This window comes from Nocardia cyriacigeorgica (assembly GCF_005863245.1).
GTDB lineage: Bacteria > Actinomycetota > Actinomycetes > Mycobacteriales > Mycobacteriaceae > Nocardia > Nocardia cyriacigeorgica_C.
Map to the genome: position 1 here is coordinate 690,726 of NZ_VBUT01000003.1, position 12,381 is coordinate 703,106.

10 protein-coding genes are annotated in these 12,381 nt (G+C 68.6%); 9 read left to right on the forward strand and 1 reads right to left on the reverse strand.

The genetic code is table 11. The features are described 5' to 3' along the window. Nucleotides 1–672: 672 nt before the first annotated feature. The 4 genes from FEK34_RS09775 to FEK34_RS09790 all read left to right on the forward strand — a co-directional run bounded on the left by FEK34_RS09775 (nt 673) and on the right by FEK34_RS09790 (nt 3,657). Nucleotides 673–1,296 (forward strand): riboflavin synthase, encoded by a 624-nt coding sequence (locus FEK34_RS09775; protein ID WP_138447468.1) that lies wholly within the window; start codon nt 673–675, stop codon nt 1,294–1,296. A 95-nt stretch (nt 1,297–1,391) separates the two neighbouring features. Further along, nucleotides 1,392–2,636, forward strand: a complete 1,245-nt coding sequence (locus FEK34_RS09780) for a bifunctional 3,4-dihydroxy-2-butanone-4-phosphate synthase/GTP cyclohydrolase II (protein WP_130917023.1) — start codon at nt 1,392–1,394, stop codon at nt 2,634–2,636. A 28-nt stretch (nt 2,637–2,664) separates the two neighbouring features. Beyond that, nucleotides 2,665–3,144, forward strand: coding sequence for a 6,7-dimethyl-8-ribityllumazine synthase (gene ribH / locus FEK34_RS09785; protein WP_014351705.1), 480 nt, complete (start codon nt 2,665–2,667; stop codon nt 3,142–3,144). Nucleotides 3,145–3,147: 3 nt separating this feature from the next. Next, a complete protein-coding gene (locus tag FEK34_RS09790) occupies nt 3,148–3,657 on the forward strand; it encodes a PH domain-containing protein (protein WP_249358912.1) in 510 nt (169 codons plus the stop codon). Nucleotides 3,658–3,930: 273 nt separating this feature from the next. On the opposite strand, the gene FEK34_RS09795 is transcribed toward FEK34_RS09790, so the two are convergent. After that, nucleotides 3,931–5,880, reverse strand: coding sequence for a gamma-glutamyltransferase family protein (locus FEK34_RS09795; protein ID WP_138447469.1), 1,950 nt, complete (start codon nt 5,878–5,880; stop codon nt 3,931–3,933). A 242-nt stretch (nt 5,881–6,122) separates the two neighbouring features. On the opposite strand from FEK34_RS09795, the gene uvrC reads away from it, so the two are divergent. The 5 genes from uvrC (at nt 6,123) to gap (ending at nt 12,378) form a co-directional block, all read left to right on the forward strand. After that, entirely contained in the window at nt 6,123–8,147 is a 2,025-nt protein-coding gene (gene uvrC / locus FEK34_RS09800; RefSeq protein WP_138447470.1) for an excinuclease ABC subunit UvrC, read from the forward strand. An 89-nt stretch (nt 8,148–8,236) separates the two neighbouring features. Further along, nucleotides 8,237–9,190, forward strand: a complete 954-nt coding sequence (rapZ, locus tag FEK34_RS09805) for an RNase adapter RapZ (protein ID WP_036537792.1) — start codon at nt 8,237–8,239, stop codon at nt 9,188–9,190. Next, nucleotides 9,187–10,233, forward strand: a complete 1,047-nt coding sequence (locus tag FEK34_RS09810; RefSeq protein ID WP_138447471.1) for a gluconeogenesis factor YvcK family protein — start codon at nt 9,187–9,189, stop codon at nt 10,231–10,233. The genes rapZ and FEK34_RS09810 overlap by 4 nt, the downstream gene beginning before the upstream one ends. After that, a complete protein-coding gene (gene whiA, locus FEK34_RS09815) occupies nt 10,224–11,207 on the forward strand; it encodes a DNA-binding protein WhiA (RefSeq protein WP_138447472.1) in 984 nt (327 codons plus the stop codon). Before FEK34_RS09810 ends, whiA begins: the two co-directional genes overlap by 10 nt. Before the next feature lie 154 nt (nt 11,208–11,361). Further along, entirely contained in the window at nt 11,362–12,378 is a 1,017-nt protein-coding gene (gap, locus tag FEK34_RS09820; RefSeq protein ID WP_138447473.1) for a type I glyceraldehyde-3-phosphate dehydrogenase, read from the forward strand. Nucleotides 12,379–12,381 lie beyond the last annotated feature (3 nt).

Below are 12,381 nucleotides of genomic sequence, written 5' to 3' on the forward strand. Positions count from 1 at the left end.
TGCTGCCGAATACCGGAATGGATTGTTGCGCAACGGTTTATCGTGTGCGGTATCCATGTGTCCGGTGGGCGGGTGCGCTGGTCGGTGGTGAGGTGTCACGTGTGGCGTGCCGAGATCGAACTGCCGTGTAGGACTCTGCCGTCCGTTGTCACTCTGCCGTACGGATAAGCCGGTGCTGTTGAACGGTCGGAGTCGGCTACATAACAATTTTGCGACAATCTCGGCCCTCGTGCAAGCGATTGCGGAAATTCATGTTTCGGCGATGTCTCGGCCGGGCACCGACCCTACGGGCGCCGGATGACATTCTTCTGTGCGTTTCGGAAAATGCGGTGCAACAAAGGCTACGGACCGAACGAACGGTATTTTTCTGAATACCGATAGACAATATGGCGTGAGAAAATAATCGGTGCCCGCAGAGCAGCGATGACACGGCCCGGCGGTCGGATTCGACGGCGTGTCACGGGCTCGTCGTCCGGCGTGGCATCGGTCGGCGAGTCGATGCGACACCGGCCGCCGCACCCGAGGACCGACCCGCGACCGGCGCGGCCGAGCTCACCGCGCCCGACCCCGCTCATTAGGCTTCGATCACGAGCACGGCACGGCCATCGGGAATACCGATCCCGGTCACGACCGTTCCGCAACCGGAAGACCACACGCGACAGGGAGTCAGGCATGTTCACAGGCATCGTCGAGGAGCTGGGCGAGATCGTCGCCACCGAGCAGCTGGCCGACGCCGCGCGGTTGACGATCCGGGGCAAGCTGGTGACCTCCGATGCCGGCCACGGCGACTCCATCGCCGTCAACGGTGTGTGCCTGACCGTCGTCGACGTGATCGACGGCGATTCCTTCACCGTGGACGTGATGGCCGAAACCCTCAACCGCTCCAGCATCGGCGGGCTCAGTGCGGGCGACAAGGTGAATCTGGAACGGGCCGCCGCGCTGAACAGCCGCCTCGGCGGGCACCTGGTGCAGGGCCACGTCGACGGCACCGGCACCGTGCTCGCGCGGACCCCGTCGGAGAACTGGGAGGTCGTGCGCATCTCGCTGCCGGACGCCATCGCGAAGTACGTCGTGGAGAAGGGCTCCATCACCGTCGACGGCATCTCGCTGACGGTCTCCGGACTCGGCGTCTCCGACACCCCCGCCGCCGACGGCAACCGCGACTGGTTCGAGGTCTCGCTCATCCCGACCACCCTGTCGATGACCAACCTCGGCACCGCCGCGCCCGGCACCCTGGTCAACCTGGAGGTCGACGTCATCGCCAAGTACGTCGAACGCCTCCAGCAACGCGGCTGACCACACCGTCCACCAGGCGGACCACTGCCTCCGGAGTGACACTTCCGACCCAGTAGTGTGGGGTGGCACCTTATTCGAGATGGAGCACAACAGACGTGACCAGGTTCGACAGCATCGAGCGCGCAGTCGCCGATATCGCCGCCGGTAAGGCGGTTGTCGTCGTCGACGACGAGGACCGGGAGAACGAGGGCGACCTCATCTTCGCGGCCGAGAAGGCCACCCCGGAGCTGATGGCGTTCATGATCCGCTACACGTCGGGCTACATCTGTGTGCCCCTCACCGGTGAGGACTGCGACCGCCTCGGCCTGCCGCCGATGTACGCGCTGAACCAGGACAAGCACGGCACCGCCTACACGGTGTCGGTCGACGCCAAGGAAGGCGTCAGCACCGGCATCTCCGGCGCCGACCGCGCCACCACCATCCGGCTGCTCGCCGACGCCGACGCCAAGGCCGACGATTTCACCCGGCCCGGCCACGTGGTGCCGTTGCGCGCCAAGGACGGCGGCGTGCTGCGCAGGCCCGGCCACACCGAGGCCGCGGTCGATCTGGCGCGGATGGCCGGGCTGCGTCCGGCCGGTGTGATCTGCGAGATCGTCAGCCAGAAGGACGACGGGCATATGGCCCGCACCGAGGAGTTGCGCGTCTTCGCCGACGAGCACGAGCTCGCGCTGATCTCCATCGCCGACATGATCGCCTGGCGGCGCAAGCACGAAAAGCACGTGGTGCGCGTGGCCGAGGCCCGCATCCCCACGGTGCACGGCGAGTTCACCGCGGTCGGCTACCAGAGCATCTACGACGAGGTCGAGCATGTGGCGCTGGTCCGTGGCGACATCCTCGACGGAGACGACGTGCTGGTGCGGGTGCATTCGGAATGCCTGACCGGTGACGTGTTCGGTTCGCTGCGCTGTGATTGCGGTCCGCAGCTGGACGCCGCGCTGGAGATGGTGGCGGCCGAGGGTCGCGGCGTCGTCCTCTACATGCGCGGGCACGAAGGCCGCGGCATCGGCCTGATGCACAAATTGCAGGCCTACCAGCTCCAGGATTCCGGCCACGACACCGTCGACGCGAACATCGAGCTCGGCCTGCCCGCCGACGCCCGTGACTACGGCACCGGCGCGCAGATCCTGGTCGATCTCGGCATCCGTTCGATGCGGCTGCTGACCAACAATCCGGCCAAGCGTGTCGGCCTCGACGGTTACGGGCTGCGGATCACCGAGCGGGTGCCGATGCCGGTGCGCGCCAATGCCGAGAACCTGCGGTACCTGCGCACCAAGCGCGACCGCATGGGTCACGACCTGATCGGCCTTGACGATCTGGATCTGGGAGAGACCGCACAGTGAATCCGGCCGGACGGAAAGGCGAGAACCGATGAGCGGTACCGGCGTACCCACTTTCGCGCTCGAGGATGCCAAAGAGCTGAAGCTCGGCATCGTCGCCTCGCGCTGGCACACCCAGATCTGCGACACCCTGGTCGCCAATGCCGAACGCGTGGCCAAGGAGGCCGGTGTGCGCGAGGTGACGGTGGTGCGCTGCGCCGGCGCGATGGAGCTGCCGGTGGTGGCCCAGGAGCTCGCCCGCACCCATGATGCCGTGGTCGCGCTCGGTGTGGTGATCCGTGGCGACACACCGCATTTCGAGTACGTCTGCGACGCGGTCACCGCCGGTCTGACCCGGGTCTCGCTCGACGAGAGCACCCCGGTCGCCAACGGTGTGCTCACCACCAACAACGAGAAGCAGGCGCTGGACCGGGCCGGGCTGCCCGGTTCCGCGGAGGACAAGGGTGAGCAGGCCTGCGCCGCCGCCCTGGACGCCGCGCTGACCCTGCGGTCGCTGCGCGGGTCGAACTAGCCGATGCCCGTCGTTCGGATCTGGCGCAGGAACGCGGGCCCGGCACCGGCCGGATCGGCCACCGAGCAGCCGGTCTGGGATCTCGAGGTGCGCCCGCGCCGGGCTCGGCGTACCGCGGTGATCGTCGCGGTGCTGCTGGTGATCGCGTTCACCGCCGCCGGGGTTTTCCTGCGGGTGGGGTCGACCGGCGTGCATTTCCGGGTGCTCGATCAGTTCGCCATGGCGGGGATCGGTGTGCTCGGCGCGTGCGCGGTGCTGCTGCTGACCCGTCCACGCGTGCGAGTCGGGCCCAAGGGTGTGGTGGTCCGCAATGTGCTCGGCGACAACGAGTTTCCGTGGAAATACATCCGCGGGGTTTCGTTCCCGGACCGGAAATCCTGGGCGCGGCTGGAACTGGTCGACGACGATTACGTCCCGATGCTCGCCATTCGTTCCAATGACAAGGAGTACGCCGCCGACGCGCTCGAGCGGCTGCGCGAACTAGGGGCGAAGTACAGCGGTTCCACCGACTGACGAGCGCCCGTGGTCGCAGCCTGGCTCAGCCAGGTCCTGCGGGGCGGGGTGGATAGGCCGTGGCTTCACGGCATCGAAGAGCGATACGACCGAAAGTGCCCCCGCCGGCGCTGTGTCGGCGCGGAACTCAGCCGGGTGCGCGACGACGCCGCGGTCGGTCGGCCCGCACGATCGGGCGCCGGCAGGTCAGCCGGACAAGCGAGGTTCGCACGGACCGCCGCGCCGATCGCCGGGCGCGAAAGTCAACGGCGATCGACGCGGCATCCGGCCGAATCAGCGGGTGTCGCCGAGAACTTCACCCTCCCGACGCGGGTCCGCGCCACCGATCCAGCCGTCGCCGTCGCGGCGGACCACGCTCAGACCGCTCGTTTGCGGCGCCACCGACACCTGATGCCCGAGTTCGCGAAGGCGCACCACCAGCGGATCGTGCGCGCCGTCATCGCTCGCGTCGATCGCCGGATGCTCGCCGCCGACCCCGGTGACCGGCGTATTCGCCGACCCGAACGACACCGCCGAAATCGCCTGCTGCGGGTCCAGGCCCCAATCCAGCATGCCGACCAGCGTTTTCACCACGAACTGGATGATCACCGACCCGCCGGGCGAGCCGGCGACATGAGTGAGCTCGCCGCGTGAACCGTCGGCGGCATCGGCGAAGACCAGCGTCGGGCTCATCGAACTGCGCGGGCGCTTACCGGGCTCGACCCGGTTGGCCAGCGGCATCCCGTCCTCGCCCACGGGTTCGGCGGAGAAGTCGGTGAGCTGGTTGTTGAGGATGAATCCGTCGACCATGTGGAACGAGCCGAAGGCCGATTCCACGGTGGTGGTCATGGCGGCGGCATTGCCGTAGGAGTCGACGATGGAGATCTGGCTGGTGCCGTGTTCGGGCGGCTGCGGGCCCACACCGACCGGCACCGGACCGAAATCGCCGGGTTGCGCGGTCCCCATGCTGCGGCCGGGATCGATCAGCGCGGCCCGGCCCTTCAGGTATTCGGGGTTCACCAGCGTCTCGGGCGAATTGCCCGGCAGAGGCACGAAATCGGTGTCGGCGACGTACTTGTTGCGGTCGGCGTAGGCCAGTCGCTCGGCCTCGGAGATCAGGTGCACCGCTTCGGCTTTCGGCTTACCACCATTGCGGTCGACGTTGTCCGGACCGATCGCGGCCAGATCGAAGTTGGCCAGGATGCCGAGCGTGGCGGCGACGGTGATCCCACCCGACGACGGCGCGGGCATACCGCAGATCTCGTGCTCGCGGTAGTCGGTGCACAGCGCGGTGCGCTTCTTCGGCTGGTAGTTCGCCAAGTCCTCGGCGGTGATGAGGCTGGGGGTCCGGCCGCCGGAGCCGGAGGTGGCGGCCTCGACCACGTCCTGGGCGATGGCGCCGGTGTAGAAGGCGTCGGCGCCGTCGGTGGCGATGGCGTTCAACGTCTTCGACATCGCCGGATTGGTGAGGACCTCACCTGCCGGTTTGGGGGAGCCGTCGGGGTTGAGGAAGTAGGCCTTGGCGGCCTCGTCCACCGCGAGATTCGGCGCGGATTCGGCGATCTGGCCGGCCAGGCGCGGGCTGATCTCGAAGCCGCGGTCGGCCAGCGACACCGCCGGGTCGAACAGGTCCGCCCACGGCGTCTTGCCGTGTTCGCGATGGGTGAGTTCGAGCATGCGCAGCACACCCGGGACGCCGATGGAGCGGCCGCTGGCGCGGGCATCCGGTTTCGGTTCGGTGCGGTCGGTGTCGCTGATCCAGCGCAGATAGTTCTCGGTCGCGGCGGCGGGCGAGGTCTCGCGGCCGTCATAGGCTTCCACGGATTTGCTCGCGGCGTCGTAATAGACCAGGAATGCGCCACCGCCGATACCGGAGGCCTGCGGTTCGACCAGCCCGAGCACGGTCTGCGCGGTGATCAGCGCGTCGGCCGCGGTGCCGCCGTCGCGCAGCACCTCGCAGGCGGCCTGGGTGGCCAGCGGATTCGCCGTCGACACCGCGTAGGTCGAGGTGCGCACCGGTGTCATATCGCTGCGATAGCCGGACGCGATCTCGGGATTGGTGCTCAGGTTCTGCGTCGTCGTCGCACCGCCGGGCGTGGCGGGTGCGGCGGTGAGCGGAGTCCCATTGGGCGTCGTCGTGCAGGCCGCGGTGCCCTCGGATTCCTCCGAACACCCGGCCGCCAGCGAGATCACGAGCGCCGCAACCACGGCCGCTCCCGTCCGAATCTGTCGCGCGCGCGTCATGAACGGACCTTAACCGCTGCCGCGGGCGAACGTGCCGCGATCGATCCCAGCCCCGAGAATTCGCCCGCCGGAAGCCGGGCCGACCCGATCGACCTGCCTCCGGACTCCGCCGTTGACCTCGACAATGGTTGAGTGCGGCGGTCACGGCCGCCGGACGACACGGGAAGTCCGGCAGCCGGCCGGACCGGCGGCGTGACGCTCCCACGGCGGAGTTTGTCGGAGGGCGTCGATAGGCTGGGTGGGTGGCAGATCCCGCGACGTACCGGCCGAAGCCGGGCACGATTCCCGTCGAACCCGGTGTGTACAAGTTCCGGGATTCCTACGGGCGCGTCATCTATGTCGGCAAGGCCAAGAGCCTGCGCTCGCGGCTGAACTCCTACTTCGCCGACGTCGCCTCGCTGCACCCGCGTACCAGGCAGATGGTCACCACCGCCGCGAGCGTCGAGTGGACGGTGGTGTCCACCGAGGTCGAGGCGTTGCAGCTGGAATACAACTGGATCAAGGAGTTCGATCCGCGCTTCAACGTCCGCTACCGCGACGACAAGTCGTACCCGGTGCTGGCGGTCACCTTGAACGAGGAATACCCGCGGTTGTTCGTCTACCGCGGGGCGCGGAAGAAGGGGGTCCGCTACTTCGGGCCCTACGCCCACGCCTGGGCGATCCGGGAAACCCTCGATCTGCTGCTGCGGGTGTTCCCCGCGCGCACCTGTTCCAACGGAGTGTTCAAGCGGCACAGCCAGATCGGACGGCCCTGCCTGCTCGGCTACATCGATAAATGCTCGGCGCCGTGCATCGGCCGGGTCAGCGCCGACGAGCATCGCCGCATTGTCGAGGACTTCTGCGACTTCCTGGCCGGGCGCACCGACCGCATGGTCCGCGACCTCGAACGACGCATGCACGCCGCCGCCGACGACCTCGACTTCGAGACCGCCGCCCGCCTGCGCGACGACGTGCAGGCGCTGCGCCGGGCGCTGGAGAAGCAGGCCGTGGTGCTCGGCACCGGCACCGACGCCGACGTCATCGCCTTCGCCACCGATGAGCTCGAGGTGGCGGTGCAGATCTTCCACGTGCGCGACGGCCGGGTCCGCGGTCAGCGCGGCTGGGTGGTCGACAAATCCGGCGACGCCGTCGACGTGCCCGAGGCCGGCGGCGAGATGGCGGCGCTGGTGGAGCAGTTCCTCACCCAGTTCTACGGTGAGCAGGCCGCCGTCGCCGCCCAGGGTGCCGAAGAACAGCCGACGGTGGTGCCGCGCGAGGTGCTGGTGCCCGAACTTCCCGCCGATGTGGAGCAGGTGCAGCAGTGGCTGTCGCAGCTGCGTGGTTCTGCGGTGCAGGTGCGGGTGCCGCGCCGCGGCGACAAGAAGGCGCTGGCCGAGACGGTGCAGCGCAACGCGCAGGAGGCCCTGGCCCAGCACAAACTGCGCCGCGCCGGCGATCTCACCTCCAGATCGGCCGCGCTGCAAGACATTCAGGACGCCCTGGATCTGGACACCGCGCCGCTGCGCATCGAATGCGTCGACATCAGCCATGTGCAGGGCACCGATGTGGTCGCCTCGCTGGTCGTGTTCGAGGACGGCCTGCCCCGGAAATCCGAGTACCGGCACTACACCATCAAGGAAGCCGCCGGTGAGGGCCGATCCGATGACGTCGGCAGCATCGCCGAGGTCACCAGGCGCCGCTTCGGCCGGCTGCGCCGCGAACGCGACGCCGCCGAACGGGTCGAGCTCGACACCCCCACCGCCCCCGAAGGCACCCCGCCCGACGACATCGACGACGCGCCCACCTCGCTCCCCGGGATCGACCCCGCGACCGGCAAACCGCGCAAGTTCGCCTACCCGCCCAACCTCTACGTCGTCGACGGCGGCGCACCGCAGGTCGCGGCCGCCGCCGAGGTGCTCGATGAACTCGGCATCACCGACGTCGCGGTGATCGGCCTGGCCAAACGCCTGGAAGAGGTGTGGGTGCCGAACGAACCGGACCCGGTGATCATGCCCCGCACCAGCGAGGCGCTCTACCTGCTGCAACGGGTGCGTGACGAGGCCCACCGCTTCGCCATCACCTTCCACCGCAGCAAGCGCTCGCGCCGGATGACGGCCTCGGCGCTGGATTCGGTGCGCGGATTGGGCGCTGCCCGGCGAACCGCGCTGGTCACGCACTTCGGATCGGTCGCCAAGTTGAAGGAGGCAACGGTGGAGGAGATCACCGAAGTACCCGGTATCGGGGTCGCCACGGCGCAGGCGGTGCTGGCCGCCTTGCGCGGAGATTAGCCCCGGTCGCGTACGTTGTGTAACTGCACCGGATACCGAATTCGGTGCGAGATGATCGAGAGGCACCCAGACAACAGATCCGGTGGTACATGACACGCGTCGAATCGAACAGCAGCGGCCATGCCCCCGGGCCCGCCGCAGCGCGCGGCGGGCCCGCCGGTGCGCAGGTAGAGGTCGTTCTGGTGACCGGTTTGTCCGGAGCGGGTCGCGGTACCGCGGCCAAGGTGCTCGAGGATCTCGGCTGGTACGTCACCGATAATCTGCCGCCCGAACTGATCGGGCGCATGGTCGAGCTCGGCGCCGCCGCCGATCCGCCGATCCGACGATTGGCCCTGGTCATGGACGTGCGCAGCCGGTTCTTCACCGGCGATCTGTCGGTGGTCACCGAGCAGCTGCGTGAGCGCGGGGTGAAGACCAGGGTGTTGTTCCTGGAAGCTTCCGACGATGTGCTGATCCGCCGGTTCGGTTTTGCCCGGCGCCGCCATCCGTTGCAGAGCGAGAGTGCCGACGGCACGCTGTCGGCCGGTATCGCGGCCGAGCGGATCCGGCTCTCGGCGGTCAAGGCCGCCGCCGACGTCGTCATCGACACCACCGAGCTGTCCATTCATCAGCTGCACCGCAAGCTCGAGGAGGCCTATGGCGGCGGCGCCTCGGCCGCCTTGCAGCTGACGGTGCAGTCCTTCGGTTTCAAGTACGGGGTACCGCTGGACGCCGACATGGTGTTGGATGTGCGTTTTCTGCCCAATCCACACTGGATACCGGAACTGCGGGAACATTCTGGACAGGAGTCGGTGGTCAGCGAGTACGTGCTGTCGCGTCCCGGCGCGGACGATTATCTGCGTACCTGCCATCACCTGCTCGACCTGGTCACGAACGGTTACCGCCAAGAGGGGAAGCGATACATGACGGTGGCAGTGGGGTGCACCGGCGGCAGGCACCGCAGCGTGGCGATCGCCGAGGCGCTGGGCGAATCGTTGCGCACCGACTCCGACGGGGTCGTCGACGTGGTGCGCGTGGTCCACCGGGATCTGGGGCGCGAATGACGGGATGGGATGCCAACCCCGCCATCGTCGCTCTCGGTGGCGGGCACGGTTTGTACGCGACGCTGACCGCCGTGCGGCGGCTGACCGCCCGCATCAGCGCGGTGGTGACCGTGGCCGACGACGGCGGATCCTCCGGCCGATTACGCGCCGAGCTGGGCGTGCCTCCGCCGGGTGACCTGCGGATGGCGCTGGCGGCACTGGCCGCCGACGCCGACGGCGTGTGGACGCGCACGGTGCAGCATCGCTTCGGCGGCACCGGCGCGCTGGCCGGGCATTCGGTCGGCAACCTGATCCTGGCCGGGCTCACCGAGGTGCTCGGGGATCCGGTGGCGGCGCTCGACCAGGTCGCGGCGCTGCTCGGGGTGACCGGGCGGGTGCTGCCGATGTCGCCCATCGCCCTCGATATCGAGGCCGACGTGTCCGGCCTGGAGGCCGACCCGCGTGTGAGCAGGTGTATCCGCGGACAGGTGGCGGTGGCGACCACGCCGGGCAAGGTCCGGCGGGTGCGGCTGATCCCCTCCGATCCGCCCGCGAGCCCGGAGGCCACCTCGGCCATCGAACACGCCGATGTGGTGGTGCTCGGCCCCGGCTCCTGGTTCACCAGTGTGATCCCGCATGTGCTGGTCCCCGAGCTGCGCGACGCGCTGGTCTACACCAGGGCGCGCAAGGTGCTGGTGCTGAATCTGGCCGCCGAGCCGGGGGAGACCGCGGGATTCTCCGCCGAACGCCATCTGCATGTATTGTCCCAGCACGCACCGGATTTCGCGGTCGATGATGTGCTGGTCGATTCCGGCTGCGTGCCCGAGGGCAGAGAGCGTGAACATGTCGCAAGAGCGGCCGAACAGTTGCGAGCGCGGGTAGTCTTTTCCGATGTCGCCGACGCGGGAACAGACCGGCACCATCCCGGAAAGCTTGCCGCCGCACTGGATCGTTTGATCCGGGAACCTCGGCCGACCATGTCAGGGCTTCGAGTCGAGGGACGGCACATGGGTCAGGATGTGCGGTCCGGGTTGGGTGGAAAGGAGCGCGTCTCGTGGCGATGACAGCCGAAGTGAAGGACGAGCTGAGCAGGCTCGCGGTGTCCCAGGTGAGTTCGCGCAAGGCGGAACTGTCCGCCCTGCTGCGCTTCGCCGGTGGGCTACACATCGTCGGCGGGCGGGTGATCGTCGAGGCCGAGGTGGATATGGGCTCGATCGCCCGCAGGCTACGACGCGAAATCTTCGAGCTCTACGGTTACGGCTCCGACGTGCACGTTCTCGGTGCCGGCGGGCTGCGCAAGACCTCGCGCTATGTGGTGCGGGTGTCGAAGGAGGGCGAGGCGCTGGCCCGTCAGACCGGCCTGCTCGACGTGCGCGGCCGTCCGGTGCGCGGGCTGCCCGCCCAGGTGGTCGGCGGCAGTGTCGGTGACGCCGAAGCCGCTTGGCGCGGTGCGTTTCTCGCGCACGGCTCGCTCACCGAACCGGGACGCTCCTCGGCGCTCGAGGTCAGCTGCCCCGGTCCGGAGGCGGCGCTGGCGCTGGTGGGCGCGGCGCGCAGGCTCGGCATCTCGGCCAAGGCGCGCGAGGTGCGCGGCACCGACCGGGTGGTGGTGCGCGACGGCGAGGCCATCGGCGCGCTGCTCACCAGGATGGGCGCCCAGGACACCCGCCTGACCTGGGAAGAACGCCGGATGCGCCGGGAGGTGCGGGCCACCGCCAACCGGCTGGCCAACTTCGACGACGCCAACCTGCGCCGCTCCGCGCGCGCCGCGGTCGCCGCCGCCGCGCGGGTGGAGCGGGCGCTGGAAATCCTCGGTGAGGAGGTGCCCGACCATCTGGCCGCGGCGGGCAAGTTGCGGGTGCAGCATCGCCAGGCCTCGCTCGAGGAACTCGGCCAGCTCGCCGATCCGCCGATGACGAAAGACGCTGTGGCCGGGCGTATCCGGCGGCTGCTGTCGATGGCCGACCGCCGCGCGAAGGAGATCGGCGTGCCCGATACCGAATCGGCGGTGACCGCCGAACTGCTCGACGAAGCCTGAGTAAATGGGCCGGTTCCACCGGCCCGCGTCCGGCCGTCCGCCGACCGCACCTCGCCCGATTCGCAATCGTGAGGTGCATGTCCGCGGGGTCACGGCCGGGCACTACTGTAGGTAGCGACGGAATGAATCCGCTGAAAAGCTGAGGAGCGATAACGTGACTGTCCGGGTAGGCATCAACGGCTTCGGTCGTATCGGCCGTAACTTCTTCAGGGCGGTCGAGGCGCAGAAGGCGCTCGGCACCACCGACATCGAGATCGTCGCGGTCAACGACCTCACCGACATCAACACCCTGGCGACGCTGCTGAAGTACGACTCGATCCTGGGCCGTCTGCCCCAGGATGTGTCCGTCGACGGCGACACCATCGTGGTCGGCGACCAGCGGATCAAGGCGCTCGCCATCAAGGAGGGCCCGTCGGCCCTGCCGTGGGGCGACCTGGGTGTCGACATCGTCGTGGAATCCACCGGCATCTTCACCGACGCCGCCAAGGCCAAGGGTCACCTGGCCGCCGGCGCCAAGAAGGTCATCATCTCCGCGCCTGCCTCCGGTGAGGACATCACCATCGTGATGGGCGTCAACGACGACAAGTACGACGGCAGCCAGAACATCATCTCCAACGCCTCGTGCACCACCAACTGCCTGGGCCCGCTGGCCAAGGTCCTCAACGACGAGTTCGGCATCGTCCAGGGCCTGATGACCACCATCCACGCCTACACCCAGGACCAGAACCTGCAGGACGCGCCGCACAAGGACCTGCGTCGCGCCCGCGCCGCCGCCCTCAACATCGTGCCCACCGGCACCGGCGCCGCCAAGGCCATCGGCCTGGTGCTGCCCGAGCTGCAGGGCAAGCTCGACGGTTACGCGCTGCGCGTCCCGGTGCCCACCGGCTCGGTCACCGACCTGACCGCCACCCTGGCCAAGCCCGCCACCATCGACGAGATCAACGCCGCGTTCAAGGCCGCCGCCGAGGGGCCGCTGAAGGGCATCCTGAAGTACAACGTGGACCCGATCGTGTCCAGCGACATCGTCACCGATCCGCATTCGTCGATCTACGACGCGCCGCTGACCAAGGTCATCGACAACCAGGTGAAGGTCGTGTCCTGGTACGACAACGAGTGGGGCTACTCCAACCGCCTCGCTGACCTCATCGACGTCGTCGGCAAGTCCCTCTGACGC